Origin of the sequence: Caballeronia calidae (assembly GCF_900044055.2) — a bacterium.
GTDB classification, from domain to species: Bacteria; Pseudomonadota; Gammaproteobacteria; order Burkholderiales; family Burkholderiaceae; genus Caballeronia; species Caballeronia calidae.
In genome coordinates, this window is the sequence record NZ_FCOX02000004.1 from 14,586 (window position 1) to 39,714 (window position 25,129).

A 25,129-nucleotide genomic window follows, 5' to 3' on the forward strand; every position below is an offset into this window, starting at 1 on the left:
GCCGTATGTCCAATCCGCAAGCCATCGTCGATCTGACGCATGAGGTCAAACGTCTCGCGTCCGGCAAGATCGCCGACATCAACGATATCAACCGCGAGACCACTTTCCTCGCATTGAACGCCTTGATCGAAGCTGCCCGTGCTGGCGACGCAGGCAAGGGCTTCGCAGTCGTGGCCAAACAGGTGAAGCATGTATCGACGCGCATCTCCGATATCACAACCGGGCTAAACAAGGAACTCGCCGTCTCGTTGTCGAAACTTACGGAACTCGGCGACAGCATGATCGAGAGAATGCGTTCTCTGGACGGCCAGCGCTACACGGACCTCGCCTTGAATATGATCGATATCATCGACCGCAACCTGTACGAGCGCTCGTGCGACGTGCGTTGGTGGGCAACGGATTCGGCAGTGGTCGAATGTCTCGTTGCTGGGAGCACAACGGCGCGTGACCATGCGTGCCGTCGCCTTGAAGTCATACTGGATAGCTATACGGTTTACCGCGACCTCTGGGTCGTTGACGCGGACGGCGTGGTGGTTGCGAATGGCCGTCACTCGACCTACGCGGTACGGGGGCAAAACGTTGCGGGCGCTGAGTGGTACAAGGCGGCAATGAAGACCACCTCAGGCTCGCAGTACGTTGCCTCCGACATCGAGACACTCGCGCCGCTAGGCAACGCACAGGTCGCGACCTATTCGACGGCCATCCGCGAGGGCGGTACGCTTGACGGTCGCATACTCGGCGCACTCGTCATTTTCTTCGACTGGGCCCCGCAAGCCGAGACGGTGGTCAAAAGCGTTCGCCTAACAGAGGAAGAACGGCGGCGCTCGCGTTGCATGATCGTAGATTCGTCATTTCGGGTTATTGCTTCTTCGGACGGCAAGGGCATTCTGGACGAGCGCTTTCGCTTGCAGACCGGCGGAAAATCCGCGGGGTTCTATTGGGGCATCAACGGTACGATCGTGTCGTTCGCTGCGACGCCAGGATACGAAACCTACCGGGGTCTGGGTTGGTACGGCGTCATCTGTCAGGAGCCCTAGACCTTCGACCCGTTGTGTCGCTCAGAACGGCGGCCGAAGCGCGCCGCCGATTCGCGTCACCTGGCGCCGCTTTTCGTGCGGCTGGCCGCGAACAGCATCAGTTGTTCATCGCGCCAGTCGCGCCGCGCGGCGAGTTCGTCGGCGCGAAGATGCCGTCGCCGGTCCTCTTCGACGCGCGCGATCAGCGCGTCGTCCCACGGACCGTCTTCGGTGCGCGAACGGGCGATCGAGTAATACAGCGGCCCGAGCCGGTTCGCATAGTCGGCGACGCCGCCCGGCGCGTTCAGATCGATCGTCTCGAACGGCCCCATGAACGACCAGCGCCAGCCGAGCCCGTCGCGCACGGTCTTGTCGATGTCCTCGCAGCTCGCGATGCCGTCGCGCTGCAGCGCCCACGCTTCGCGCAGCAGCGCCGCCTGCAGGCGGTTCAGAACGAAGCCCTCGATCTCCTTGCGCACATGGACGACGCTCTGGCCGATGCCGCGCATGAGCGCGTCGGTGAACGCGATCGTCTCCTGCGATGTCTGCGTCGAGGGCACGAGCTCCACGACCGGCACGAGATAGGGCGGATTGACCGGATGCGCAATCAGCACGCGCGGCGAGATGGCGAGATCGTTGGCGAAGTCGGACGCCTTGATGCCCGAGCTCGAGCTGCCGATGATCACGCTTCGATCCGCGACTTCCTCGAGATCCACCATCAGTTGCCGCTTCACGTCGACGCGCTCCAGCACCGACTCCTGCACATAGGCCGCGCCGTCGATGGCTTGCGCGAGCGAGTCGGCGAGCGTGAGCCGCGCGGCGATCGTCGCGGGCGCTTCATCGATCAGTCCGTGGTCGTGAAGCGCCGCGAGCTGATTGGCGGCCCACGGCAGCGCCTGCTCCGCCGTGCGCGGGTTGGCATCGTATAGGCGCACCCGCAGACCCGCGCGCGCGAACGCGATCGCCCATCCCGCGCCCACCAGCCCCGCGCCGACCACCGCCACCGGCTTGCCCGGATCCATCTTCGATACGTTCATCGTTCGTCTCGCCTTGAAATGATTGTTGTGCGTCACGCCGCGGTCCAGCCGCCGTCGAGCATGAGCGCGCTGCCCGTCATCAGCGTGGATGCATCGCTCGCAAGAAACACGATCGCGCCCGTCACTTCCTCGACGCGCCCGACGCGGCCGAGCGCGATACGTTGCGTGACCCAGTCGCGAAAGCCGGGCGCATCGAACATGCTCGCGGTGAACGCGGTCTCGATGAACGTCGGGCAGACGGTATTCACGCGGATGCCGTGCGGCCCGAGCTCCCACGCGAGCGCCTTCGTCATGCCTTCGATCGCATGTTTCGACGCGCAATACACCGTGCGCTTCGGGCTGCCCACGTGCCCCATCTGCGACGACACGCTGATGATCGAGCCCGCGATGCCGGCGCGCAGCATGCCCTTCGCGACCGCGCGCGACACATGAAAGACCGACTTCACGTTGAGGTCGATGATCGCGTCGATGTCTTCGTCCGTCACGTCGATGAGCGGCTTCGGACGGTTCGTGCCCGCGCAGTTCACGAGGATGTCGTACGGTCCGCGTTCATCGATCGTCGCGCTGACGGCACGCGCGTCGGTCACGTCGAGCGCGATGTAATCGCTCTTGCCACCTTCCTCGCCGATGAGGCCGCAGGCACGCTCCAGCTCATCGCCCGAGCGCGCGACGAGCGTCACGCGCGCGCCCGCCTGGGCCAGCGCCGCGGCCGCCGCGAGGCCGATGCCGCGGCCGCCGCCCGTGATCAACGCGGTCTTGCCGTTCAACGAAAAACTGGGCGCCCTTGGCAGCATGCACTCTCCCGACTGTGATCGACTGGAACGAGGCAAGCGTATCCAGACGCGCCGCTTGGCGCTTGCATACCTGTTATGCAAAACGCGAAAGACGCCGGAACCGACAATGACGCGAAGACCGGAGGCGCGATTGGAACTGAAACAGTTGAGATACTTCGAAGTCGTCGCGCGCGAAGGCAGTCTGTCGCGCGCCGCGACGCTGCTCGGCGTGAGCCAGTCGCTTTTGACACGGCATATCCAGAGTCTGGAGCACGAGTTCGGCCTGCCGCTCCTGTACCGTCACGGTCACGGCATGTCACTGACCGACAACGGCAAGACCTTCCTCGCATCGGCGAGCGACATCCTGATGCGCACCGACAGCACCGTGAGCCAGATGCAGGCGCTGCGCTCGAGCCCCGGCGGCACGGTGACGATCGGCATTCCGCCGATGCTGGGCGAATTCCTGCTCGTGCCGCTCACGAAGCGCTTTCGCGCGGAGTTTCCCGAAGTGCGGCTCAAGCTGCGTGAGGGCGTGAGCGGCTATCTGCTCGAATGGCTGATGACGGGAAAGCTCGACATCGGCGTGCTCTACAACGTGACGTCGATGAACACCATCGGCGTGGAGCCGTTGCTGTCCGATGAGATGCTCCTGATCGGCCCGCCCGATGCCGGCGTATTGAACGCATCGGCGGAACCGCTCGCCTTCTCCGAGGCCGCCGATTTGCAGTGGATCCTGCCGCCCCGGCCGCACGGCCTGCGCACGCTCGCCGAAGACGCCGCGGCCGCGCGCGCGTTGTCGCTGAACATCGTCGTCGAGATCGATGCGATGGCAGGCATCTTCGATCTCGTCGAGGCGGGGCTCGGCTTCAGCATCGCGCCCTTCGCCGCGATCGAAAAGCGCCTCGAACGCGGCACGCTCAAGGCGCGGCGCATTCACGAGCCTTCGCTGTCGGGCGTGCTGTCGATCGCGTTCTCGCCCAAGAAAGAAGCCACGCTCGCGATGAAGGCGCTGTATCGCATCGTGCGCCAGGAGACCGAATCGCTGGTGCGAAACGGCGTCTGGCGCGCGATCGATTGACTGCGTATTAGGCGGGAGAATCCGTCAGCGCTTCGGCGGCGACATCGGCATCGGGCTTCCTGCGCGCTTCGTTGCCGCGCGCGAAGGTCGCGGCGGGCAACGACAGCACGAGAACACCGGTACATAGCAGCACGAAGCCGAGCGCATAGGTGCCGTTGTTGATGCTGCCGGTCATGTCCTTCACGATATTGGTGATCCACGAACCCGCGATGCCGGACAAGCTTCCGAATGAATTGATCATCGCGAAGCCCGCGGCGGCGGCCGTCCCCGAAAGCAGGCTGCCCGGATAAGTCCAGACGACCGGCGTGAGCCCCAGCACGCCCGAGGCCGCGACACACAGGCAGATGATCGAGACTGGCACGTTGTGCGCGAAGACCGCGCTCAGGATCAGTCCCGCGCCGCCCATGAACGCGGGAATGGCGGCATGCCAGCGGCGCTCGCCGGTCTTGCTCGAATGCCATGCGTTGAAGAGCATCGTTGCGGCGGCGAAGACGAACGGAATCGCGGTGAGCAGACCGATATGGAACGTGTCCTTCACGCCCGATTCACGCACGATCGACGGCAGCCAGAACGACAATCCGTACCAGCCCGTCGCATACGTGAAGATGATCCCCGCGCAGATCCATACGCGATAGTCGCGCAACGCCGCGCCGAAGTGATACTCCTTGTGCGCATTCTCGGTGACGACGTTCTTTTCGAGCAGACGCTTCTGCGCATCGGTGAGCCAGCGCGCCTCGCCGATCTTGTCGCTGAGACCGAAGTACACGAGGAACGCGAGTGCCATCGCCGGAACGCCTTCGATCATGAGCATCCATTGCCAGCCGCTATAGCCGAACCAGCCGTGCGAATGCTGCATGAGCCAGCCCGACACCGGTCCGCCGAACACGAGGCTCGTCGGCAACGCGAGCAGCAGGCCGAATGTCACCTTCGTCTGTCGATCGGAAGGAAACCAGTAATTGATATAGAGAAGCATGCCGGGATAGAAGCCCGCTTCGCAGCATCCGAGCAGCAGGCGCAGGATATAGAACATTGTCGCGTTCTGAACGCCGAACAATTGCGCGAGTTCGGCGGTGAACATCGTGCCCGCGGAAATCAGGCCCCACGTCAGCATGATGCGCGCGATCCATCGCCGCGCGCCGACCCGATGCAGAATGATGTTGCTCGGAATCTCGAGCGCGATATAGCCGATGAAGAACATGCTCGCGCCGAGCGCGAACGCGGAATCGCCGATCTTCAGGTCGCCGAGCATTTGCAGCTTCGCAAAGCCGATATTGACGCGATCGAGAAACGAGAAGGTATGGCACAGGAATAGAATCGGCGCGATGCGCCATAAGAGCTTCTTGTACAGCTTTTCTTCGTCGACGGAATGCGCTGCGGCGCGGTCGATCGCATCGATGCTCATGGGGTTGTCTCCTCCCGGTTTCGTCAGTGATTCAAGCGGATGAAATGCGCGGCCCGCTCTGGTTCGTTGGCGGGCTGGTGTTCGAGAAGCGTATTGATTGCGCACAGCGGACGCACGAATACCTGTTATGCAAGCACCGCATAAGAGCGTGCGGATAAAAAGCGCGATAGCTTTGCGCAGCAAGGATTTCAGCGGCTCGTGCGGCGCTTCGCCGGCTTCAGGAATGGCGCGTTTACCCCTAAAGCGAAGGCCATCGGCAAATCGTCAGTCCTGTTCCGCGTGCAGCATCGCCGCGAAGTTCGCGCGCAGATGATCCAGAAACAGTGTCGATGCCAGGTTGAGATCCGCTTTCGTGCGGACCAGAACGCCGAAGTTGCGCGAGAGATCGATCTCGGGCACGTCGAGCGTCGCGCGCGATTCGAGCGAGTAGCGCTGCGCCATGTAGCGCGGCAGAAAGGTCGCGCCGAGTCCCGCATCCACGAGTCCGAGCACCGTGCCGACATTGGTCGAGTGCTGGATCGTGCTCAGCGACAAGCCGCGCTTCGCGAGCGCCTTCGACAGCCGTGACTGCAGGAGCGTATAGCGTTCGAGCAGCATCAGCGGCAGGCGTGCGAGCTGTTCGAGCGAAATGTGCTTCTGTCCCGCGAGCGGATGCGCCTTCGGCAGCACGACCAGCATCGGCTCGCGCGCGAGCGGCTCGAAGCGGAGCTTGTCCGAATCGTCGTCGAACGCGCTGACGGCGAGATCGGCCTGACCCGATTCGACCGCCGCGAGCACGTCCTCATATTGCAGGTCGCGGACCTGGATCTGCATCGCGGGATACGCCTGACGAAACGACTGGATGAGTTGCGGCAGGACGACGGCGGCGAGCATCGGCGTGGTCGCGATCACGGCGCGCAGTCTCGACGATGCCGCCCGCGACTGAAAATCCAGCAGCAGTTCGCGCAAACCCTGAAGCGCGAGTCTCGCGCGGTTCGCGAGTTCGGCGCCGTCGGGCGTAACCGACACGCGGCGCGTCGTGCGTTCGACGAGCTTCGTCTTCAGCATCGCTTCGAGCCGCTGCACGCGATTGGTCACGGAAGGCTGGGAGACGTGCATCTTTCTGGCCGCCGCGCTGAAGCTGCCGAGCTCCGCCACCGCGAGAAAGGTTTCGAGCTCGACGAGATCGAAGCGCAGGCCGAGCGCGTCGATGCCTTCGGCCGCAACGGAACGGTCATCACGGGACATGCCGCTGCTTCCTCCGCTCCCGTTCATTTATAGCGCCATCTTATAAATCGATATTCTAAAGCGAATAGAGTTTCGCCCGCCCGTTCCCGATAATTTCAGCATTACATTCCCCGCGTCCGCAGCGCCGGGGAGACAGAACATATCAGGCATCAGCAATCAGTTGAGGAGACAAGATGGTCAACGATTCGGATATCCGGCGGGTTTCGTTCGCCAGCGCGATAGGCGCCACCCTCGAGTGGTACGACTTTTTCATCTTCGGATCGGCGGCGGCGCTGGTCTTCAACAAGCTGTTCTTCCCCGCGATCGATCCGGTCGCGGGCACGATCGCGTCGCTCGCGAGCTTCGCGATCGGCTTCATCGCGCGGCCGGTGGGCGGCATCGTGTTCGGTCATTACGGCGACAAGATCGGCCGCAAGGCGATGCTCGTGCTGAGCCTGCTGATGATGGGCGGGGTGACCTTCCTGATCGGCCTTTTGCCGACGTATGAAAGCATCGGCCTCGGCGCGCCGATCCTCCTCACGACGCTGCGCTTTCTGCAAGGCTTCGCGGTCGGCGGCGAATGGGGCGGCGCGACGCTGATGGTGATCGAGCACTCCCCCGCGAAGAAACGCGGTTTCTACGGCGCGTGGCCGCAAATGGGCATCTCCGCCGCGCTGATCCTCTCGACCGGCGTGATGGCCGTGACCACCGCGATCACGACGCCCGAGCAGTTCGCGGCGTGGGGCTGGCGCGTGCCGTTCCTGCTCTCCGGCTTGCTCGTCGTGGTGGGCTTCATCATCCGCCGGCGCGTGTCCGAGTCGCCGAGCTTCCAGAAGCTGCAGCGCTCGCACACCGCCGAGAAGATGCCGATCGCGACGGTCATCGCCACGCAGAAGAAGCGCACGCTGCAAGTGGTCGCGGCGCAGGCCGCCGAAAACACGAGCTTCTTCGTGATCTCGGTCTATGCGCTCGTCTATCTGACGCAGAACCTGCACATCGAGAAGCCGCTCGCGATTCGCGCGCTGATGATCGGCTCGTTCTTCACGCTGCTGTCGCAGCCGTTCTTCGGCGCGCTGTCGGATCGCATCGGCCGCAAGAAGGTCTATATGGGCGGCATGATCTTTCTCGGCGCGTTCATCTTTCCGTTCTTCAAAATGCTCGATACGGGCAGCTACCCGGTGATCGTCACGGCGATCTCGCTCGCGATGGTCTTCGGTCTCGGCAGCACGCTCTCGGCGCAGCCCGCGCTCATCAGCGAGCAGTATCCGGCTGCGATACGCTATAGCGGTGTGTCGGTGGCCTATCAGCTCGCAACCGTGATCTGGAGCGGCCCCACGCCGATCCTCGCCGCGCTGTTCGTGATGTGGGCGGGCGGGTACTGGCTGCTGGCCGCGTACATCGTGGTCGCCGCCGTGATCTCCGTGCTCGGCATCATGCCGTTGCGCGAAGCCGCCGGGCTCGAACTGTCCGCGCTGGAGCACGGCACCGAGCGCGCGACGCACGCGGAACGTCAGCCCATCGCAACAGGTTTGTCGGGAGAACAGGCATCGTGATTCGATTCAGGATTGGCAACGTCACGGCGACGCTCGTTCAGGAGACCGTCGACAGGTCCTTCGAGTTTCTCAGGTTCTTTCCGCTGGCGACGCCCGAAGACGTTCAGGACAATCTCTCGTGGATCGCGCCCGGTCATTACGATCCCGCGACGGGCCGCATGCTGCTCAGCATGCACTCGTGGCTGCTGGATACGGGGCGTCACAAGATCCTGATCGATGGCTGCGTCGGCAACGACAAGGACCGGCCCGGCCGTCCCGACTGGTGCAATCTGCAGACGCCGTATCTCGACCGCCTCGCGACGGCCGGCGCGAGGCCCGAAGAGATCGACTATGTGCTCTGCACGCATCTTCATGCGGATCATGTGGGCTGGAATACGCGGCTCATCGGCGATCGCTGGGTGCCGACGTTTCCCAACGCGAAGTATGTGTTTTCGAAGACCGAGAACGACTACTGGGAAGCGCGCTATGCGGCGGATTCGAAGGGGCATCACATCCTCGGCTACAAGGACAGCGTGCTGCCGGTGATCGAGGCGGGCCAGGCGATGATCGTCGATGACTACGCCCAGATCGGAGATTGTCTCTTTCTCGAGCCCGCGCCGGGACATACGCCGGGGCATATCGCGATCTGGCTGAAGTCGAACGATGCCCACGCCGTCATGACCGGCGACATTCTTCATCATCCGATTCAGGTGAAGTATCCGCACTGGAGCTGCTTCGGCTGCATCGACCAGAAGCAATCCGCAGAGACGCGCCTGAAGGTGCTGGAAAAGACCTGCGAGCAGCGCGCGCTGCTCTTGCCGGGACACTTCATGGCGCCGCATGCCGGCTATGTCGACGAGAAGCCTGGCGGCGGTTTCGATTTCCGGCATCCGGACTGATCCGTCATCCGTTATGCGGCCGGGACATGCGTCCCGGCTTTTTGCCATCCATCGCGAACGCAACTTCATGACACATCGTCCCGCCCCGACCGATACGGCAATTCATCCTTTGATCGCAGAGCGCTGGAGCCCGCGCGCGTATGCGGATCGTCCCGTCGCGCACGCGCAAGTGATCGCCATGCTCGAAGCGGCGCGTTGGGCGCCGTCGGCGTTCAACGCGCAGCCGTGGCGTTTCGTCGTGTTCGAAAAGACAGAAGATCCCGCCGCGTTCGAGCGCGCGTTCGGCACGCTCATACCGTTCAATCAGTCGTGGAATGCGAATGCCCAGGTGCTGATCGCCGTGCTCGCGGATACGCTCACGTCGAAGGGCACGGCGAATCCGGGCGCGAGCTACGACGCGGGCGCCGCCGCGATGGCGCTGCTGCTGCAGGCACATGCACAAGGTCTCGCCGCGCACGCAATGAGCGGCCTCGACGCCGGCGCATTCCGCAAGATCTTCGCGATTCCCGAGCGCTATGACGTGTTGAGCATGATCTCGGTCGCGCATCACGGCGACGCGCAATCGCTTCCCGCCGCGCTCGCCGAGCGCGAACAGGCGCCGCGCGCGCGTCTGCCGCTCGATCAGATCGCGCATTTCGGCGCATGGCCTGAATCGGCCTGAAGCTCGCGTCGATAAAAAAGGCATCCGGCGCGAACCGGATGCCTTTTTCGTTTGCGAGGACCGCTTTCAGGCGATGAGTGCGACCCGCTGCAAGGTCTCGATGCACGCGTTCGCCACTTCGCGTCCCTTCACGCGCATGTGGTCATGAAAGAATCTCACGTGTTCTTCGCCGGCATGGAAGTGATGCGGCGTGAGCACCGCGGAGAATACCGGCGTGAGCGTGTCGAGCTGCACCTGCATCAATCCGTCGATGACCGCTCGCGCGACGAACTCATGCCGATAGATCCCGCCGTCGACGACGAGTCCCGCCGCGACGATCGCATCGAATCCGCCGCGCCGCGCAAGCAGCTTCGCATGCAGCGGCAATTCGAACGCGCCGGGCACCTCGAAGCATTCGACGGCGCTCGCATCGAAGCCCAGATCGACGACGCCGGCGATAAACGCATGACGGCACTGATCCACGATCTCGCGATGCCAGCACGACTGCACGAACGCGATGCGCAAGGGTTCGACCGGTTGCGAAGGAGCGTTCATAGCGCGGCCTTGTAGATGTCGAGCGCGGCCGCTTCGGTCATCTCGCGAGGATTGTTGATGAGCAGACGCTGCTGCTTCATCGCGTCGGCGGCGAGCATCGGCAGATGCGATTCGTTGACGCCCACTTCGCGCAGCGTGCGCGGAATGCCGGTTTCGTTCACGAGCGTCTGCATCGCCTGGATGAAGGCTTCCGTCTTCGCTTCGATGCTGTCATCGGCGGCGACGCATCCGAGCGTGTCCGCGAGCTCCGCATAGCGCGCGGCGGCGGCGGGCGCGTTGAAGCGCAGCACGTGCATCAGCACCAGCGCGTTCGAGAGACCGTGCGGCACGTGGAAGTGCCCGCCGAGCGGATACGCGAGCGCGTGAACGGCGGCCACGGGCGCGTTTGAGAACGCCTGACCCGCGAGCGTCGCGCCGAGCAGCATGGCTTCGCGGGCGGCGCGGTCGCGGCCCTCGCGGCACGCGGGCAGCAGGTTCGCGTAGAGCAGACGCAGCGCTTCCTTCGCGAGCATGTCGGAGAGCGGATTCTTCAGGCGCGCCGACGTATACGCCTCGATCGCATGCACCATTGCGTCGATGCCCGTCGCGGCGGTTGCCTGCGGTGGCAGGCCGAGCGTGAGTTCGGCGTCGAGCAGCGCGAGATCGGGATAGAGAATCGGCGACACGACGCCGCTCTTCGTGGTTGCGCCCGTCGTCACGATGGAAATGGCCGTGACTTCCGAGCCGGTGCCCGCGGTCGTAGGCATCAGCACGAGCGGCAGGCGCGGGCCTTCGACATTGCCGACGCCGTACATCTTCTCGAGCGGCTGGTCGGACGCGCACAGCACGGCAATGAGCTTCGCGACGTCCATCGACGAGCCGCCGCCGAGACCCAGCACGACTTGCGCGCCGCTCGCCCTCGCGCGCGCGGCGGCATCGAGCACGACGTGATCGGGCGGATCGGCGATCACGTCGTCGATCACGGTCACGTCCCAGCCTTGCGTGGCAAGATTATCGAGCGCGGGCGCGATCAGGCCGCTGTCATTGAGGAAGCGGTCGGTGACGAGCACGAGACGGCGCTCGTCGCGATAGCGCTCGCGCAGCAGCGTGCCGAGACGCCGTGCGCTGCCGTAATCGACCACGAGCGAGGGAACGGTGGTGAAGCTGAATGCGTTCATGCGATGGGCTCAGGCGAGAGAGTCTGCGGTTTCGAGTTCGAGATTGCGAAAACCCCGGTTGTAATAGACGAGCGGCGTGGCCTCGCCGAGCTCGACGTCCTGAATCTCGCCGATCAGCACGGTATGGTCGCCCGCTTCATGCACGTCACGCGCGACACACACGAGCGAGGCCATCGAGCCCGGCAGCATCGGCGGATGCGGGTTGTCGTCGGTGCCGTAGCGAAACGCGTGCGGACCGAACTTGTCGACGCCCTTGCGCGCGAAATGCATCGCGATGTCCTTCTGCTCCTGCGACAGGATGTTGATCGCGTAGCGCTGCGCCTTGACGAACGCCGCGTGCGAATCCGCCGTGTTGGCGATGCATACGAGCACCAGCGGCGGGTTCATCGACACGGACGAAAACGAGCTGGCGGTAAAGCCCCAGTGACGGCCTTTTTCGTCGGTCGTCGAGACGATGGTGACGCCGCTCGGGAAGGCCGAAAGCGCGTCACGGAAGGTCTGGTTGTTCTTGAGCGTCATGAAAGAGTCTCCGGATGAGATGAGCGCACGGCTTGATGCACTCCATGACGCCAGTCTAGGGTCGGGCGCTCCGCAGAACAATTTCGATGTCGCGATGGATTCATCGGCAAAACGGATAGATGCGCGCATTGATAGGCGCATCGTCCGCATCACGGCTGCGGCGCGTCGCTCGTCAGGGTCGCGCCGAAATTCGCCTGCAAATGACGCACGAAACTCAGTGCGGCCGCACTCAGATCCGCGTCGCGCGAGCGCAGGATGCCGAAGCTGCGCATCAGGTTCACGTCGGCCACCTGCAGCGTGGCGCGGGTGTCGCGCGCGTAGCGCTGCGCCATCGAGCGCGGCAGGAAGGTCGCGCCGAGCCCCGCGTCCACCATGCCGAGCAGCGTGCTCAGGTTGGCGGCGTGATGCATCGGCCGAAGCGAAAGGCCGCGCTTCGCGAACTCGTCGGCGAGGGTATCGCGCAGCATCGAATAACGGTCGAGCAGCATCAGCGGGATTTGCGCGAGCTGCTCCAGCGTTACCTTGCCAGCTTCGGCGAGCGGATGCGTCTTCGGCACGACGACCAGCATGTCTTCCTCGGAGAGCGCCTCGAAACTGAGCTTGCTCGAATCATTGTCGAACGCGACGACCGCGAGATCCGCTTCGTTGCTCTCGATCTTCGCGACGACATCCTCGTACTGGAGGTCGCGCAGCTGGATCTGCACGTCGGGATAGCGCTGGCAGAACGAATGGATCAGCGAGGGCAGCATGACGGCCGCGATCATCGGCGTCGCGGCGACGACCACGCGAAGGCGCGCGGCCTCGGCGTCGGCCTGGAATTCCTGCAGGAGCTTGCGCAGGTCGCGCAATGCGATCTCGGCGTGCTCGCGCAAACGCTTTCCCGCGGGCGTGGGGTTCACGTGACGCGTCGTGCGCACGAGCAGGCGCGTCTTCAGGGTCGATTCGAGGCGCTGCACGCGCGCCGTGACGGACGGCTGGGAAATGTGCAGGCGTTTGGCGGCGGAACTGAAGCTGCCGAGTTCGACGACCGCGAGAAAGGTCTCCAGCTCGACGAGATCGAAGCGCAGCGTGAGCGGCGCCGCGGCGTGCGCGCCCTCGTCCGGCTTGTCGGGCGCCATGACGGTAAGTCTCCGTTGGTTTTATCAGGAATGTCTATGAGTCTATCTCATAAAGCAAATAGTGTCGCAGCGGCACCGTCGACATAATCGATTGCAGACCGAATGTATCGGCCACGCACCGCACGCCGCGCCTCTCGCGTCCGTGCCGAAGCATGCGGCGCGTATGCATCGAAAGAAAGACTCGCAAGGAGACTTCATGAAGGATGAAATCAAGATTCTGACGCCGAACGGCATCCTGGGCTACGGCATCCCGGCGGCCGACTTCTGGCGCGGCATCGAACGCGCGCCCGACGCGATGATCGTCGATGGCGGCTCCACCGACCCCGGCCCTTATCTGCTCGGCTTGCCGAAGACACTGGTGACACGCGAGGCGTATCTGCGCGATCTGTCGCTGATGCTCGAAGCGTGCGCCACGCGCAAGATTCCCATCTACATCAGTTCGGCGGGCGGGCCGGGCATTCGCGAGCACGTCGATTTCATGGTCGATGTGATCGCGGAGATCGCGAATCGGGAAGGATATCGCTTCAAGGTCGCGAAGATTTATTCGGACGTCGATCCTTCGTACGTTCGCGATGCGTTGAGCGAAGGGCGCATCACGCCCTGCGCATCGGCGCCGGAGTTGCAGGTGTCGGATGTGGGCGCGTCGTCGCACATCGTCGCGCAGATGGGCGCCGAGCCTTTTGCGAAGGCGCTGCGCGAGCATCCGGATCTCGACATCATCGTCGCGGGCCGTGCGTACGATCCCGCGCCGTTCGCGGGCCTGTGCATGCTGCACGGAATCGATCCGGGCATCTACTGGCACATGGGCAAGATCGTCGAGTGCGGCGCGAACTGCGCGGAGCCGAAAGGCAAGGTGATTCTCGCGACGATCCGCCGCGACAGCTTCGACCTCGAACCGATGAGCCCGCGCGAGCGCTGCACGCCCGCGTCGGTGGCGGCGCATACGCTCTATGAAAAGACGCGCCCCGATCTCCTGACCGGCCCCGGCGGCGTGCTCGATCTGCGCGAAGCCACGTATGAACAGATCACCGATCGCGCCGTGCGCGTGCGCGGCAGCCGCTTCATTCCCGCTGACGATTACACGGTGAAGCTCGAAGGCGCGGGCGTGGTGGGCATGCGCACGATCTTCATCGGCGGGATTCGCGATCCGATCCTGATCGAGCAGATCGACGATTTTCTCGAACGCGTCAAGCAGGAAGCAGAAGAGACCTATCCCGAACTGCGCTCGGGCGAAGCGACGCTCAACTTCCACGTCTACGGCAAGAACGGCGTGATGGGCAGCTTCGAGCCGCTCGTGAACGCGGTGCCGCATGAGATCGGCCTGCTCGGCGAAGTGACCGCCGCGAATCAGGACCTGGCGAATGCGATTTGCAGCAGCGTGCGCATCGACGTGCTGCACACGCCGTATCCGGGCCAGGTCGCGACCGCCGGCAACTTCGCGATTCCGTTGAATCCGCCTGAGAACCCCATCGGTCCGGTGTGCAGGTTCACGGTCTATCACGTGATGAAGATCGACTCGGCCGAGTCGCTGTTTCCGATTGAGATCGTGGAGATCTGAGCAATGAGCGCAACGCAAACGAAAACACTGCGCGATCTGGCCAAGGTCGTGCGCAGCAAGAACTCGGGCCCGTTCGAGATCACGTTCGACGTGATCTTCGACGACGTTCCGCTATACGAACGCGTGAAGGCAAGCGGCGTACTGACCGAAGCGCTGATCTGCAGGCTCTACAACGTGACGAAGGAAGACATCGTGACCTTGATGTTCTTCGACCCGGCGCGCGCATTCAAGCTCACGCTGAAGCGCTCGTGGGCGCAGGGCAGCGTGGGCGAGCGCGACACGTTCGGCGCGCAGCAGCATGCACCGCTGCTGACGATCGAGATTCCCGGCGTCTGAGCGCGCCGAAAGCAAGAGGAGGCATGTACGACATGGCACACGACACTTCGCGTCAGATGACGCTCATCGGTTTCCTGCAGGCGCAGAACTGCTCCACCTATCCCGGCTCCTGGCGTCACAGCGGCGCGATGCAGGACTTCATGTCGCCGGAGTATTACCAGCGCATCGCGCGCACGCTGGAAGAAGGCAAGTTCCATCTCGCGTTCTTCGACGACCGCCTCGCGATGCCCGATATCTACGGCGACGATCACGCGCAAACCGTCGAGCATGGCGTGCGTGCCGTGAAGATGGACCCGTCGCCGATTCTCACCGCAATGGCGATGGCCACGACGCACCTCGGCCTCGGCGCGACCTATTCGACGACGTACTACGAGCCGTATCACATCGCGCGCCATTTCGCGACGCTCGACCTGATGACGAAGGGCCGCGTCGCGTGGAATGTCGTGACGTCGCTGAACGATTCGGAAGCGGCGAACTTCGGCCGCGAGATGCATCTGGAACACGACCTGCGCTACGATCGCGCGGACGAGTTCCTCGAAACCGTGATGGGCCACTGGGACTCGTGGGAAGACGACGCGCTGATTCTCGACAAGCAGAGCGGCCGCTTCGCCGATCCGGCCAAGGTGCATCGTCTCGACCATCGAGGCGAGTACTTCAGTTCGCGCGGGCCGCTCACGGTGCCGCGTTCGCAGCAGGGCCATCCTGTGCTGATTCAGGCGGGGCAGAGCGGTCGTGGGCGCGCATTCGCATCGCGCTGGGGCGAGCTGATTTTCGTGGTGTATCCGAATCTCGCGGCAGGCAAGAAACAATACGCGGAGACGAAGCAGGCGGTCGTGGCGGCGGGGCGCGATCCCGCGAAGGTGAAGGTCGCGACGGCGTGCTATACGGTGGTCGCCGAATCGGATGAGATCGCCCAGCAGCAGCGCGAATACATCGATTCGCTCGCGCGGCCCATCGACTCGCTCACGCTGCTGTGCGAAGTGCTCAACACGGACTTCTCGAAGCGCGACTATGACGCGCCGTTTACCGACGAAGAGATGAAGGCGATCTCGGGCTGGACCGGCTTTCGCGATCGCGTCGTGATGTTGTCGGGCAAGCAGAACCCGTCGGTGCGCGACTTCGTCGAGTTCTCGAACCGTGCGCGTCTGAATGAGTTTCCTGTGTTTGCCGGCACCGCAAAGACGGTTGCCGATCAGATGGAGCAATGGTTCGTCGAAGGCGGCTGCGACGGCTTCGTGATTTCGCCGACGCACGTGCCGGGCGGATATGAGGACTTCGTGCGCCAGGTCGTGCCGGAGTTGCAGCGGCGTGGCGTGTTTCGCAAGGACTACGATGGCTCGACGCTGCGGGAAAATCTCGGTCTGGCCCGTCCGAATGCCGGCGAGTGGCGGGAGCAGGCGTTCGCCGGCGTGAATGGCGAGCCGATGCGCAAGACAGGCTAAGCAAGACAAGGCTAGAACAAGCGCCCGGCACGTGACCGGGCGCAACGCATCTGGAGACAGACATGGCAGAAATCGCCGATATCCGGCGTGTGGCGCTCGCGAGCACCATCGGCACCACGCTCGAGTGGTACGACTTTTTTATCTTTGCGTCGGCAGCGGCGCTCGTGTTCAGCAAACTTTTCTTCCCGACCTTCGATCCGGTCGCGGGCACCATCGCGTCGCTCGCGAGCTTCGCGGTGGGCTTCATCGCGCGGCCGGTGGGCGGCGCGGTGTTCGGGCATTTCGGCGACCGCATCGGCCGCAAGGCGATGCTCGTCCTCAGTCTCACGATGATGGGCGGCGTCACCTTCCTGATCGGCCTGTTGCCGACCTATGCGAGCGCGGGCATCGCCGCGCCGGTGATGCTGACGGCGCTGCGTTTCGTGCAGGGTTTCGCGGTCGGCGGCGAGTGGGGCGGCGCGACGCTGATGGTGATCGAGCACGCGCCCGCGAAGAAGCGCGGCTTCTACGGGAGCTGGCCGCAGATGGGCATTCCCGGCGCGCTGATTCTCTCGACCGGCGCAATGGCCGCGACCACCGCGCTCACGACCGCCGAGCAGTTCGCGGCATGGGGCTGGCGCGTGCCGTTCCTGCTTTCGGGGATTCTCGTCGTGGTGGGCATCGTCATTCGCCGCAGGCTCGCGGAATCGCCGAGCATCGAGCGTCTGCGCCGCGCGCATGAAACGCCAAGCGTGCCGATCGCGACGCTGCTCAGGCGCCACAAGCGTTCGACCTTTCTGCTTGTCGCATCGCAGGCCGTGCAATGCGCCGGATTCTATGTCGTCGCCGTGTATTCGCTCGTGTATCTGACGCAGAACCTGCACCTGCCGAGAAGCGACGCATTGCGTGCGCTGATGATCGCCGCCGCGTGCACGCTCGTCGCGCATCCGACTTTCGGCGCGATCTCCGATCGCATCGGCCGCAAGAAGGTGTTCATGGGCGGAATGATCTTTCTCGGCCTGTTCATCTACCCGTATTTCCTGTTGCTCAACACCGGCAGCTATCCGATGATCGTGCTCGCGATGAGCCTGGCGATGGCTATCGGCGAAGGCTCCGTGCAGGCCGCGCAGCCGAGCCTCTTCGCGGAGCAGTATGCATCGGGCGTGCGCTACAGCGGGGTGTCGCTTGCGTATCAGCTCGCGACCGTATCGTGGAGCGGCCCGACGCCTGTGATCGCAGCCATGCTGATCGCATGGGCGGGCGGGTACTGGCCGCTCGTCGGCTACATCGTGCTGCTGGCGATCATCTCGGTCGTCGCGATCATTCCGCTGCGCGAAGCGGCCGGCGTGGAACTCGCGACGCTCGAAGAGCAGGATGCCGCCGGCGCGCGCGCCGATGAAGCAGCTCGCTACGCACGCGGCGCCGTTACCAACTGAATCCCCTGAAAACGATGACCCTTGCAACCCGACTCAAAGACCCGGCGCTGCTGCGCCATGCCGCCTACATCGACGGCGAATGGAAGCAGGCCGACAACGGCGAGACCTTCGATGTGTTGAATCCCGCGACGGGCGATTCGGTGGGCGCGGCCCCGAAGATGGGCGCCGCGGAAACGCGCCGCGCGATCGAGGCGGCGAATGCCGCATGGCCCGCATGGCGCGGGAAGACCGCGAAGGAACGCGCGGCGATCCTGCGACGCTGGTACGACCTGATGATCGCCAACGCCGACGATCTCGCGCTCATTCTCACGACGGAGCAGGGCAAGCCGCTCGCGGAAGCGAAGGGCGAGATCGCGTATGCCGCGTCGTTCATCGAATGGTTCGCGGAGGAGGGCAAGCGCGTCGCGGGAGATACGCTCGCGACGCCTGCCGCCGACAAGCGCATCGTCGTGACGAAGGAGCCGATCGGCGTCTGCGCGGCGATCACGCCGTGGAACTTCCCGGCTGCGATGATCACGCGCAAGGTCGGTCCGGCGCTTGCGGCCGGCTGTCCGATCGTCGTTAAGCCAGCCGAAGCGACGCCGTTCTCCGCCTTCGCAATGGCCGTGCTGGCCGAACGCGCGGGCGTGCCGAAGGGCGTGCTGTCGATCGTCACGGGCGATCCGAAAGCCATCGGCGAGGAGATGACCAGCAACCCGCTCGTGCGCAAGCTCTCGTTCACCGGCTCGACCGCCGTGGGCCGTTTGCTGATGGCGCAAAGCGCGCCGACGGTCAAGAAGGTGTCGCTGGAGCTTGGCGGCAATGCGCCCTTCATCGTGTTCGACGACGCCGATCTCGACGCCGCGGTGGAAGGCGCGATCGCATCGAAGTATCGCAACAGCGGGCAGACCTGCGTGTGCACGAACCGCTTCTATGTACACGACAACGTCGCCGACGCATTCGTGCAGAAGCTCGCCGCGGCCGTCGGCAGGATGAAGGTGGGGGACGGCACGGAAAGCGGCGTGACGCTCGGACCGCTCATCAACGAAGCGGCGTTGAAGAAGGTCGAATCACACATCGAGGACGCGCTTTCGAAAGGCGCGACGCTCGTCACGGGCGGCAAGCGTCACGCGCTCGGTCACGGCTTCTTCGAGCCGACCGTGCTCGCGAACGTCACGCCCGACATGAAGGTGGCGAAGGAAGAAACCTTCGGCCCGCTCGCGCCGGTGTTCAGATTCTCATCCGACGATGAAGTCGTGCGCATGGCCAACGACACCGAGTTCGGTCTCGCGGCGTACTTTTACAGCCGCGATGCCGGCCGCGTGTGGCGCGTGGCCGAAGCGCTCGAATACGGCATGGTGGGCATCAACACCGGGCTGATCTCGAACGAAGTCGCGCCGTTCGGCGGCGTGAAGCAGTCGGGCCTCGGGCGTGAAGGCTCGCATTACGGCATCGACGACTACGTCGTCATCAAGTACCTCTGCGTCGCGGTCTGAGCCGCCCGCGAGCCTGTCGTGAGCCACGAACCGCACGCCGCGCCGGGACCGAAGCGCGGCGTGCGGTTCGTCGCGTCAGAGCGCCGTAGCCGCGCTTTCCTGCACCGCACTCGCGTAAGGCACATCACGCTTGCCATAACGCCGCACCCGCAGATTCGCCTGCTCGCCATGCCCCGCAAAGCCCTCGAGCGCACACAACCGCGAGCAGTACTCGCCGACCAGCGCCGATGCTTCGTCCGTCAGCACCTTCTGATACGTGCAGGTCTTGATGAACTTGCCGACCCACAAGCCGCCCGTATAACGCGCGGCCTTCTTCGTCGGCAGCGTGTGGTTCGTGCCGATCACCTTGTCGCCATACGAGACGTTGGTGCGCGGGCCGAGGAACAGCGCGCCGAAGTTGGTCAGGTTCGCGAGGAAGTAGTCGGGGTCGCGCGTCATGACCTGGACGTGTTCGAAGGCGATATCGTTGGCGATCTTCACCATCTCCTCGTCCGACTCCGCGAGGATCACTTCGCCGAACTGCGCCCACGACTTGCGCGCAATATCCGCGGTCGGCAGGATGCCCAGCAGACGCTCGACCTCGGCCATCGTTTCCTTCGCGAGCTTTTCCGACGTCGTGAGCAGGATGGCGGGGGAGTCCGGGCCGTGCTCGGCTTGTCCGAGCAGATCGGTTGCGCACATTTCGCCGTCGACGGTTTCATCGGCGATCACGAGCGTCTCGGTCGGACCCGCGAACAGGTCGATGCCCACGCGCCCGAACAACTGGCGCTTCGCTTCCGCGACGAACGCGTTGCCCGGCCCGACCAGCATGTCGACGGGCGCGATGCTCGCCGTGCCGATTGCCATCGCGCCGACCGCCTGAATGCCGCCGAGACAGTAGAATCTCGTGCGCGCCGGCCATGTGCTGCGCGGCGACGATCGCGGGCGCGGGCTTGCCCTGGAACGGCGGCGCGCAGGTGATGATGCGCGGCACGCCCGCCACCTGCGCGGTGATCACCGACATATGCGCCGACGCCAGCAGCGGATACTTCCCGCCCGGCACGTAGCAGCCCGCCGCGTTCACCGGAATGTTGCGATGGCCGAGGATCACGCCCGGCAGCGTTTCGACTTCGATGTCCTTGATCGAATCGCGCTGATGACGCGCGAAGTTGCGCACCTGCGTCTGCGCGAACTCGATGTCCTTGATATCGCGCGCGGAGAGTTGCGAGAGACAGTCGTCGATTTCCTTTTGCGTGAGGCGATAGTCCTCGCGATCGAGCTTGTCGAAGCGGATCGACAGATCGCGGATCGCGGCGTCGCCGCGCGCTTCGATATCGGCGAGCGTCGCCTCCACAGTTTCGCGCACTTCCCTGGCCGCGGATTTGATCACTTCCGCTGTCGCGCCATGCTTGAGCCATTGGGCCATGAAATCTCCTGGTTGGTGTCCGATAATTTGCATACGTATGCAAAACAAGAAGTGCATACGTATGCAACAAGAATGAAGATTAGTCGTTTTCGATGCGGCCGGCAAGCGCTGTCGACGGAACGCGACGCTGCGGTTTACCCGCGCATCGGCCAGGTGAGGGCGCCGTCGTCGGCTGTCGCGAGGCCGGTGCGCGGTTTGCGGGCCGAGCCGCGCACGATCAGGCGTCCCGGAGCCTCATCGTGAAGCGCCGTGTCGAGCGTGCCGTTGAGCTGGTCGAGCACCGCGGCGACCGCGCGCCGCACCATGTCGTCGAGCGGCTGGCTGAAGGTCGTGAGATCGAAGACCGGCCAACGCGCCATGTCGATATCGTCGAAGCCGACGATCGACACGTCCTCGCCCACGTTCAGTCCGAAACGCACGCGCGCGACGCTGATCGCCGCAAGCGCCATGTGATCGTTCGCGCAGAAGATGGCGTCGGGCGGCTTGCTCGCAGAGAGCAGCGACACGACCGCTTCCTCCGCGCCGGCCGCCGTGTATTGCCCGACGCGCCGCTCGATCGCCTTCACGCCTTTCTCGCGCAAGGTTTCGAAGAAGCCTTCCTCTCGGTCGCGGCTCGTCGACGAGCTTTCGAGGCCCGCGACATACGCATAACGCTTGTGCCTGCCCGCGTGCAGAAACGCCGCGATGGTGCGCGCGCCCTCGCGGTTCTGGCCGGTCACGCTGGACGCGGCGTCGCTGTCGGTCTTGCGGTTGAACATGACGACCGGCAGGCCGATGTTCATGCACTCGTCGGCGAAATGCGAGGACAGGCTGGTCGAGATGAGCACGAGCGCGTCCACGCGATAGCGCAGCACTTCTTCGAGCACGGGATCGGAGCCGCGCAACGGGTCGCTCGTGAACATCAGCACGCCGTAGCCCGCGCGCGCGAAGGCGGCGGTGAGCGCATTGAGCGCGGCGTGATAGAAGGGATTCGCGTTCGCCGGCACCGTCACGCCGATGAGATTCGCGCGCCCCGTGATGAGCGAGCGCGCGACGAGATTCGGCCGGTAACCCAGCGCGCGCGCCGCCGCGACGATGCGCTCGCGCGTGGCCGGCGACACGCTCGCGCCCGGCGTGAACGCGCGCGATACGGCCGATTGCGACACGCCCGCGGCCTTCGCTACGTCGTGCGCAGTGGCGGGGCGGCGGTCGGGCGGGGCATCGGACATGGCGGACGTTCTCGTGACGGGCTATCGGCAGGCGCGCGGAATCGCGCGCGCCGACAGTATGCCTCACGCAATCGAGCGCCACACGCCCGCACGGACGAGCGCGTCCGTTTCCTGGCGCACGATTCGATACAGCGCCTTCATCGCGAGCGTCGCTTCCTTCTTCGGCGAGAATGCGATGGACAGCACGCCCGGCAATGTCGGTTCGACGATGGGCCGCGCCTTCAGCGTGCCGCTCTCGATGCGGCGCCGCACCGCCGCATACGGCGCGACGGAGAAGCCCTGACCCGCTTCGACGAGCTCGAGGATCGCCATCATCGCGTCGATCTCGAAGGCGATGTTGAGCGCAAGCGAGCGACTCGTCGCGGCATCCTCGACGAGCGTGCGCATACCGTGCGGGCGCGCCGGCAGAATCCACGGCAGCTCGACGGCTTCAGCCAGGCGGATCGGCTCCATCGCGCGTTCGAGCACGGTCGCGTCGGGCGGTCCGATGAGCAGGAGATCGTCGGACAGGAGCGGCTCGATGCTGATCGTGCTGTGCGGCCCGATGTTGTACAGCACGCCGATATCCAGTTGCCCGCTCAGCAGCCATTCGAGCATGTAACCGCTCAAGCCCTCGCGCATGCGCAGCCGCACATCGGGAAACTCCGCGCGAAAACGCCGCACGAGCGGCACCAGCAGAAGGTCGCCGAGCATCGGCGGAATGCCCATCGTCACGGTGCCGCCGGGAACGGCGCGCATCGCCTGCATGTGATTCACGGCTTCGTCGCTGCGTTCGAGGATATCGCTCGCGCGCGCGAGGAACTTCTGTCCCGCCTCGGTCAGCGACATGCCGTGTCCGTGCCGATAGAGCAGCGGTGGCCCGAGCTCCTGCTCGAGCATCTGGATGTGCCGCGTGAGCATCGACTGGCTGACGCCGAGTATCGCGGCGGCGCGCGAGACGCTGCCCTCGCGCGCCACGACCATGAAATACCTGAGCTGCTTCAACTCCACTTGCCGTTCTCCTCTCGTATCGGACGATCTCGCCCGATATGCATAACAGGTATGCGAGCAGTTCGCGGTCCATCTGATTACGCTTGATTCCATTCAGGAGCACAACGGAGACAACAGCGCAATGGAAGAACTCAGATTGCTCAGCACTACAGCGATACTCGGCTACGGCTTCGCGCAAAGCGCATTCGAAGCGGGCCTCGAACGCAAGCCGCATCTCATCGGCGCCGATGGCGGCAGTTCCGATCCGGGACCGTACTATCTCGCATCGGGTGAATCGTTCACCTCGCGCATGGCGACCAAGCGCGACATGCGCATCATGCTCGCCGCCGCTGTTCCGCGCGGCATTCCGGTGATCGTCAGCACATGCGGCGGCGCGGGCGGCGATCCGCATCTCCAGATGATGATCGACATCGTCAAGGAGATCGCGCAGGAAGAAAGTCTGTCATTCAAGCTCGCCGTGATCAATTCGGAATTGCCCAAGGACGTGCTGCTCGAACACGTGAACGCGGGCAAGACGCGGCCGCTGTACGGCCTTCCGCAGATGACGCCCGAACTCGTCGAAGAGGCCGTGCGCGTGGTCGGCGCGATGGGACCGGAGCCGTATATCGCCGCGCTCGATGCAGGCGCGCAAGTGATTCTCTCGGGCCGCAGCACCGATCCCGCGCCGTGGGCCGCGATGGCGATCCGCGCGGGCTTCCCGCCCGAGCTCGGCTGGTACGCCGGAAAGATGCTCGAATGCGGCGCGGAGCCCGCATTGCCGAAGCGCGAAGGCTGCCTGCTCGCGACGATCCGCAAGGATCATGTCGAGCTCGAACCGATGCACCCCGATCAGGCCTGCACACCGCGCTCGGTCGCGTACTTCGCGCTGCATGAGAACAGCAGCCCGATTCATCATCATGAACCCGGCGGCATGCTGGACACGTCCGAATGCGAGTTCGAAGCCGTCACGGAGCGCGCCGTGCGCGTGTCCGGCATGCGCTGGCGTCCCGCGAAGTACACGGTGAAGCTAGAAGGCGTCGAAGCGCGCGGGCATCGCGTGATCACGCTGTGCGCGACACGCGACCCGGTCCTGCAGGCGCAGATGGACCGCTACCTCGCGCGGGCGCGCGAGATCGTCGACGAGAAGGCGACCGCCTTCGGCGCGCCGTCGGACAGCTACACACTCAACTTCCGCGTCTACGGCCGCAACGGCGTGATGGGCGAACGCGAGCCAATGCCGGTCGAGGCGCGTCATCCGCACGAAACGGCGATCGTCGCCGAAGTGGTCGCGCAGGACCGCGATACCGCGAAGGCCGTGCTTGCCATCGCGCGCACGACGATCCTGCATTCGGAGTTCCCGGGCCGTCTGTGCAAGGAAGGAAACATGGCGATTCCCTTTTCGCCGTCCGACCTCGATCTCGGTCAGGTCTACCGCTTTTCCATTTGTCATCTGATCGAGCCCGAGAACGCGCTTTCGCTGTTCCCGATCCGCTATGAAGAAGTCGGAGGTCGTCATGCCAGCCATTAAGGATTTCGCGAGCGTTTGCCGCAGCAAGAACGCGGGGCCGTTCATGGTCACGCTCGACATCGTGTTCGAAACCGACGAGATCTACGATCGCGTCGCCGCGACCGGCGTGCTCGATCGCGAGCTCTTCGCGCGCCTCTATGACGTGAAGCCGGAGCAGGTGCAGTTCACGCCGTATCGCGCCGCGCGCGCGTTCAAGGCGACGTTGCCGCGCGTCATTTCGTCGGGCGATATCGGCGACACGGACGTGTACGGCGCGCAGCAGCACGCGCCGATGCTCGACATCGACATTCCCATCGAACTGGAGAACACGCGATGAGCGAAGCCGAACTTCAGGTGCGCCCCGGCGCCTCGCGCGTGGACGCCGCCGAGGCATTGCAGACTTCGTTCCGTCAGGCGATGCGCCGGCTCGCGGGCGGCGTCGCGCTGGTCTCGACGGTGCACGACGGCGTGCGCCACGGCATGACGGTCACGGCCGTCACCTCATTGACGATGGATCCGCCCGCGCTGGTGGTATCGGTGAATCGGCATGCGTCGGCGTTCGACGCGCTCGTGATGAGCGGGCGTTTCTGCGTGAACCTCCTGACGCAGCAGCATGCCGACCTCGCCGTGGCGTTTTCGCGCAAGCCGGACGGCGATGCGCGCTTCGCGAACGGCGCGTGGCGCACGAACGATGCCGGTCTTCCGGCGCTCGATGGCAGCGTCGCGGCGATTTCGTGCCGCCTGCACGATCTGGTCGAGTTCGGCACGCACGCGATCCTGATCGGCGCGGTCGAGCATCTGGCAATCGAGCCGCAGCAGCCGACGGCCCCGCTCATCTATCTGAGCGGACAGTTCGGCGGCTTCTGGCCGTTGACCGCATAA

General features: G+C 64.5%; 23 protein-coding genes and 1 pseudogene. 13 read left to right on the forward strand and 11 right to left on the reverse strand.

Features of this window, described 5'->3' with window-relative positions:
- The first annotated feature begins 5 nt into the window (after positions 1–5).
- A complete protein-coding gene (locus tag AWB78_RS05410; protein ID WP_062603017.1) occupies positions 6–1,037 on the forward strand; it encodes a methyl-accepting chemotaxis protein in 1,032 nt (343 codons plus the stop codon).
- Between the two features lie 56 nt (positions 1,038–1,093).
- Here the strand turns inward: AWB78_RS05410 and AWB78_RS05415 are convergent, their stop codons facing one another.
- Together AWB78_RS05415 and AWB78_RS05420 are read right to left on the reverse strand one after the other, a co-directional pair.
- Positions 1,094–2,053 carry a 3-hydroxyacyl-CoA dehydrogenase gene (locus AWB78_RS05415; protein ID WP_062603465.1) on the reverse strand — a complete coding sequence of 320 codons (960 nt, stop codon included), beginning with the start codon at positions 2,051–2,053 and terminating at the stop codon, positions 1,094–1,096.
- Positions 2,054–2,085: 32 nt separating this feature from the next.
- Positions 2,086–2,847: an SDR family NAD(P)-dependent oxidoreductase gene (locus tag AWB78_RS05420; protein WP_062603019.1), complete on the reverse strand. Its 762-nt coding sequence runs from the start codon at positions 2,845–2,847 to the stop codon at positions 2,086–2,088.
- Positions 2,848–2,977: 130 nt separating this feature from the next.
- On the opposite strand from AWB78_RS05420, the gene AWB78_RS05425 reads away from it, so the two are divergent.
- A complete protein-coding gene (locus tag AWB78_RS05425) occupies positions 2,978–3,904 on the forward strand; it encodes a LysR family transcriptional regulator (RefSeq protein ID WP_062603021.1) in 927 nt (308 codons plus the stop codon).
- Positions 3,905–3,911: 7 nt separating this feature from the next.
- Here AWB78_RS05425 and AWB78_RS05430 read toward each other — a convergent pair whose 3' ends face one another.
- Both AWB78_RS05430 and AWB78_RS05435 read right to left on the reverse strand, forming a co-directional pair.
- The gene (locus tag AWB78_RS05430) at positions 3,912–5,306 is read right to left on the reverse strand and encodes an MFS transporter (protein ID WP_062603023.1); all 1,395 of its coding nucleotides are present in this window, start codon (positions 5,304–5,306) and stop codon (positions 3,912–3,914) included.
- A 264-nt stretch (positions 5,307–5,570) separates the two neighbouring features.
- Positions 5,571–6,533 carry a LysR family transcriptional regulator gene (locus AWB78_RS05435; protein ID WP_062603024.1) on the reverse strand — a complete coding sequence of 321 codons (963 nt, stop codon included), beginning with the start codon at positions 6,531–6,533 and terminating at the stop codon, positions 5,571–5,573.
- A gap of 173 nt (positions 6,534–6,706) precedes the next feature.
- Between AWB78_RS05435 and AWB78_RS05440 the strand changes: the two genes are divergently transcribed.
- From AWB78_RS05440 to AWB78_RS05450, 3 genes are all read left to right on the forward strand, one after another.
- On the forward strand, positions 6,707–8,065 hold the full coding sequence (locus AWB78_RS05440) for an MFS transporter (protein ID WP_062603026.1): 1,359 nt from the start codon (positions 6,707–6,709) through the stop codon (positions 8,063–8,065).
- Positions 8,062–8,943 (forward strand): MBL fold metallo-hydrolase, encoded by an 882-nt coding sequence (locus tag AWB78_RS05445; RefSeq protein ID WP_062603028.1) that lies wholly within the window; start codon positions 8,062–8,064, stop codon positions 8,941–8,943. Before AWB78_RS05440 ends, AWB78_RS05445 begins: the two co-directional genes overlap by 4 nt.
- 67 nt (positions 8,944–9,010) lie before the next feature.
- Complete coding sequence (locus tag AWB78_RS05450; protein WP_062603466.1) at positions 9,011–9,604, forward strand: nitroreductase family protein; 594 nt, start codon at positions 9,011–9,013, stop codon at positions 9,602–9,604.
- A 66-nt stretch (positions 9,605–9,670) separates the two neighbouring features.
- On the opposite strand, the gene AWB78_RS05455 is transcribed toward AWB78_RS05450, so the two are convergent.
- The 4 genes from AWB78_RS05455 to AWB78_RS05470 form a co-directional block, all read right to left on the reverse strand.
- Entirely contained in the window at positions 9,671–10,138 is a 468-nt protein-coding gene (locus AWB78_RS05455) for a 6,7-dimethyl-8-ribityllumazine synthase (protein WP_062603030.1), read from the reverse strand.
- The gene (locus tag AWB78_RS05460) at positions 10,135–11,295 is read right to left on the reverse strand and encodes an iron-containing alcohol dehydrogenase (RefSeq protein ID WP_062603032.1); all 1,161 of its coding nucleotides are present in this window, start codon (positions 11,293–11,295) and stop codon (positions 10,135–10,137) included. The genes AWB78_RS05455 and AWB78_RS05460 overlap by 4 nt, the downstream gene beginning before the upstream one ends.
- Positions 11,296–11,304: 9 nt before the next feature.
- Positions 11,305–11,814 carry a flavin reductase family protein gene (locus AWB78_RS05465; protein ID WP_062603033.1) on the reverse strand — a complete coding sequence of 170 codons (510 nt, stop codon included), beginning with the start codon at positions 11,812–11,814 and terminating at the stop codon, positions 11,305–11,307.
- Between the two features lie 149 nt (positions 11,815–11,963).
- Positions 11,964–12,932: a LysR family transcriptional regulator gene (locus tag AWB78_RS05470; protein ID WP_074173385.1), complete on the reverse strand. Its 969-nt coding sequence runs from the start codon at positions 12,930–12,932 to the stop codon at positions 11,964–11,966.
- A gap of 196 nt (positions 12,933–13,128) precedes the next feature.
- Here AWB78_RS05470 and AWB78_RS05475 point away from each other — a divergent pair, with 196 nt between their 5' ends.
- From AWB78_RS05475 to AWB78_RS05495, 5 genes are all read left to right on the forward strand, one after another.
- A complete protein-coding gene (locus AWB78_RS05475; RefSeq protein ID WP_062603471.1) occupies positions 13,129–14,490 on the forward strand; it encodes an acyclic terpene utilization AtuA family protein in 1,362 nt (453 codons plus the stop codon).
- A gap of 3 nt (positions 14,491–14,493) precedes the next feature.
- Positions 14,494–14,826, forward strand: a complete 333-nt coding sequence (locus AWB78_RS05480; RefSeq protein WP_062603035.1) for a DUF4387 domain-containing protein — start codon at positions 14,494–14,496, stop codon at positions 14,824–14,826.
- A gap of 32 nt (positions 14,827–14,858) precedes the next feature.
- Complete coding sequence (locus AWB78_RS05485; RefSeq protein WP_062603472.1) at positions 14,859–16,268, forward strand: LLM class flavin-dependent oxidoreductase; 1,410 nt, start codon at positions 14,859–14,861, stop codon at positions 16,266–16,268.
- Positions 16,269–16,330: 62 nt separating this feature from the next.
- Entirely contained in the window at positions 16,331–17,683 is a 1,353-nt protein-coding gene (locus AWB78_RS05490; protein WP_062603037.1) for an MFS transporter, read from the forward strand.
- Between the two features lie 14 nt (positions 17,684–17,697).
- The gene (locus AWB78_RS05495) at positions 17,698–19,158 is read left to right on the forward strand and encodes an NAD-dependent succinate-semialdehyde dehydrogenase (protein ID WP_062603039.1); all 1,461 of its coding nucleotides are present in this window, start codon (positions 17,698–17,700) and stop codon (positions 19,156–19,158) included.
- Positions 19,159–19,233: 75 nt separating this feature from the next.
- Here AWB78_RS05495 and hisD read toward each other — a convergent pair.
- The 3 genes and pseudogenes from hisD to AWB78_RS05510 all read right to left on the reverse strand — a co-directional run bounded on the left by hisD (position 19,234) and on the right by AWB78_RS05510 (position 22,761).
- Positions 19,234–20,563, reverse strand: a pseudogene (gene hisD / locus AWB78_RS05500) (histidinol dehydrogenase).
- A gap of 134 nt (positions 20,564–20,697) precedes the next feature.
- Positions 20,698–21,771 carry a LacI family DNA-binding transcriptional regulator gene (locus AWB78_RS05505; protein WP_062603041.1) on the reverse strand — a complete coding sequence of 358 codons (1,074 nt, stop codon included), beginning with the start codon at positions 21,769–21,771 and terminating at the stop codon, positions 20,698–20,700.
- Positions 21,772–21,834: 63 nt separating this feature from the next.
- The gene (locus AWB78_RS05510; RefSeq protein ID WP_062603043.1) at positions 21,835–22,761 is read right to left on the reverse strand and encodes a LysR family transcriptional regulator; all 927 of its coding nucleotides are present in this window, start codon (positions 22,759–22,761) and stop codon (positions 21,835–21,837) included.
- A 121-nt stretch (positions 22,762–22,882) separates the two neighbouring features.
- Here AWB78_RS05510 and AWB78_RS05515 point away from each other — a divergent pair, with 121 nt between their 5' ends.
- Genes AWB78_RS05515 through AWB78_RS05525 form a run of 3 tightly spaced genes read left to right on the forward strand, consistent with a single transcriptional unit; the run spans position 22,883 to position 25,129 of the window.
- A complete protein-coding gene (locus AWB78_RS05515) occupies positions 22,883–24,268 on the forward strand; it encodes an acyclic terpene utilization AtuA family protein (RefSeq protein WP_062603045.1) in 1,386 nt (461 codons plus the stop codon).
- Positions 24,255–24,584, forward strand: a complete 330-nt coding sequence (locus AWB78_RS05520; RefSeq protein WP_062603474.1) for a DUF4387 domain-containing protein — start codon at positions 24,255–24,257, stop codon at positions 24,582–24,584. Before AWB78_RS05515 ends, AWB78_RS05520 begins: the two co-directional genes overlap by 14 nt.
- Entirely contained in the window at positions 24,581–25,129 is a 549-nt protein-coding gene (locus AWB78_RS05525) for a flavin reductase family protein (protein ID WP_062603046.1), read from the forward strand. Before AWB78_RS05520 ends, AWB78_RS05525 begins: the two co-directional genes overlap by 4 nt.

What these genes read in the sequence shown, in the direction of transcription:
- AWB78_RS05410 (WP_062603017.1), top strand. Translation starts at nt 6, where the DNA reads ATGTCCAATCCGCAAGCCATCGTCGATCTGACGCATGAGGTCAAACGT.
- AWB78_RS05415 (WP_062603465.1), bottom strand. Translation starts at nt 2,053, where the DNA reads ATGAACGTATCGAAGATGGATCCGGGCAAGCCGGTGGCGGTGGTCGGC.
- AWB78_RS05420 (WP_062603019.1), bottom strand. Translation starts at nt 2,847, where the DNA reads ATGCTGCCAAGGGCGCCCAGTTTTTCGTTGAACGGCAAGACCGCGTTG.
- AWB78_RS05430 (WP_062603023.1), bottom strand. Translation starts at nt 5,306, where the DNA reads ATGAGCATCGATGCGATCGACCGCGCCGCAGCGCATTCCGTCGACGAA.
- AWB78_RS05435 (WP_062603024.1), bottom strand. Translation starts at nt 6,533, where the DNA reads ATGTCCCGTGATGACCGTTCCGTTGCGGCCGAAGGCATCGACGCGCTC.
- AWB78_RS05440 (WP_062603026.1), top strand. Translation starts at nt 6,707, where the DNA reads ATGGTCAACGATTCGGATATCCGGCGGGTTTCGTTCGCCAGCGCGATA.
- AWB78_RS05450 (WP_062603466.1), top strand. Translation starts at nt 9,011, where the DNA reads ATGACACATCGTCCCGCCCCGACCGATACGGCAATTCATCCTTTGATC.
- AWB78_RS05455 (WP_062603030.1), bottom strand. Translation starts at nt 10,138, where the DNA reads ATGAACGCTCCTTCGCAACCGGTCGAACCCTTGCGCATCGCGTTCGTG.
- AWB78_RS05460 (WP_062603032.1), bottom strand. Translation starts at nt 11,295, where the DNA reads ATGAACGCATTCAGCTTCACCACCGTTCCCTCGCTCGTGGTCGATTAC.
- AWB78_RS05465 (WP_062603033.1), bottom strand. Translation starts at nt 11,814, where the DNA reads ATGACGCTCAAGAACAACCAGACCTTCCGTGACGCGCTTTCGGCCTTC.
- AWB78_RS05470 (WP_074173385.1), bottom strand. Translation starts at nt 12,932, where the DNA reads ATGGCGCCCGACAAGCCGGACGAGGGCGCGCACGCCGCGGCGCCGCTC.
- AWB78_RS05475 (WP_062603471.1), top strand. Translation starts at nt 13,129, where the DNA reads ATGAAGGATGAAATCAAGATTCTGACGCCGAACGGCATCCTGGGCTAC.
- AWB78_RS05480 (WP_062603035.1), top strand. Translation starts at nt 14,494, where the DNA reads ATGAGCGCAACGCAAACGAAAACACTGCGCGATCTGGCCAAGGTCGTG.
- AWB78_RS05485 (WP_062603472.1), top strand. Translation starts at nt 14,859, where the DNA reads ATGGCACACGACACTTCGCGTCAGATGACGCTCATCGGTTTCCTGCAG.
- AWB78_RS05490 (WP_062603037.1), top strand. Translation starts at nt 16,331, where the DNA reads ATGGCAGAAATCGCCGATATCCGGCGTGTGGCGCTCGCGAGCACCATC.
- AWB78_RS05495 (WP_062603039.1), top strand. Translation starts at nt 17,698, where the DNA reads ATGACCCTTGCAACCCGACTCAAAGACCCGGCGCTGCTGCGCCATGCC.
- AWB78_RS05505 (WP_062603041.1), bottom strand. Translation starts at nt 21,771, where the DNA reads ATGTCCGATGCCCCGCCCGACCGCCGCCCCGCCACTGCGCACGACGTA.
- AWB78_RS05515 (WP_062603045.1), top strand. Translation starts at nt 22,883, where the DNA reads ATGGAAGAACTCAGATTGCTCAGCACTACAGCGATACTCGGCTACGGC.
- AWB78_RS05520 (WP_062603474.1), top strand. Translation starts at nt 24,255, where the DNA reads ATGCCAGCCATTAAGGATTTCGCGAGCGTTTGCCGCAGCAAGAACGCG.
- AWB78_RS05525 (WP_062603046.1), top strand. Translation starts at nt 24,581, where the DNA reads ATGAGCGAAGCCGAACTTCAGGTGCGCCCCGGCGCCTCGCGCGTGGAC.